Origin of the sequence: Streptococcus mitis (genome assembly GCF_001579035.1) — a bacterium.
Taxonomy (GTDB): domain Bacteria; phylum Bacillota; class Bacilli; order Lactobacillales; family Streptococcaceae; genus Streptococcus; species Streptococcus mitis_J.
Genome location: NZ_KQ970287.1, coordinates 135,074 through 136,064 on the forward strand (window position 1 = coordinate 135,074; position 991 = coordinate 136,064).

The 991-nt window shown below is 41.4% G+C and carries 2 protein-coding genes; both read left to right on the forward strand.

From position 1 onward, the window contains the following. On the forward strand, nucleotides 1–218 hold a 218-nt coding region (locus SMIDD26_RS12845), incomplete at its 5' end, for an HAD-IA family hydrolase (protein ID WP_246746917.1). Between the two features lie 14 nt (nucleotides 219–232). Next, a partial coding sequence (locus SMIDD26_RS12850) for an ATP-binding protein (RefSeq protein WP_246746918.1) occupies nucleotides 233–991 on the forward strand: 759 nt, incomplete at its 3' end.

Here is a 991-nt window from a genome sequence, read left to right on the forward strand (position 1 = left end):
CTATAGCAGCTTATTTTACAGAAGTGGTGACTTCTAGCTCAGGTTTTAAGAGAAAGCCAAATCCTGAGTCCATGATTTATTTAAGAGAAAAATATCAGATTAGCTCTGGCCTTGTCATTGGTGATCGACCGATTGATATCGAAGCAGGGCAAGCTGCTGGACTCGATACCCACTTATTTACCAGTATCGTGAATTTAAGACAAGTATTAGACATATAAGAAAAAGGAATAAGATGACAGAAGAAATCAAAAATCTGCAGGCACAGGATTATGATGCCAGTCAAATTCAAGTTTTAGAGGGCTTAGAGGCTGTTCGGATGCGTCCAGGGATGTACATTGGATCAACCTCAAAAGAAGGTCTTCACCATCTAGTCTGGGAAATTGTTGATAACTCAATTGACGAGGCCTTGGCAGGATTTGCCAGCCATATTCAAGTTTTTATTGAGCCAGATGATTCGATTACTGTTGTCGATGATGGGCGTGGTATCCCAGTCGATATTCAGGAAAAAACAGGCCGTCCTGCCGTTGAGACTGTCTTTACTGTCCTTCACGCTGGAGGAAAGTTCGGCGGTGGCGGATACAAGGTTTCAGGTGGTCTTCACGGAGTAGGGTCATCAGTCGTTAATGCTCTTTCCACTCAATTAGACGTCCATGTCCACAAAAACGGTAAAATTCATTACCAAGAATACCGTCGTGGTCATGTTGTCGCAGACCTTGAGGTGGTTGGGAATACAGATAGAACTGGAACAACGGTTCATTTTACTCCGGATCCAGAAATCTTTACTGAAACAACAACTTTTGATTTTGATAAATTAAATAAACGGATTCAAGAGTTGGCCTTTCTAAATCGCGGTCTTCAAATCTCCATCATAGATAAGCGCCAAGGTTTGGAACAAACCAAGCATTATCATTATGAAGGTGGGATTGCTAGTTACGTTGAATATATCAACGAGAACAAGGATGTAATCTTTGATACACCAATCTATACAGAC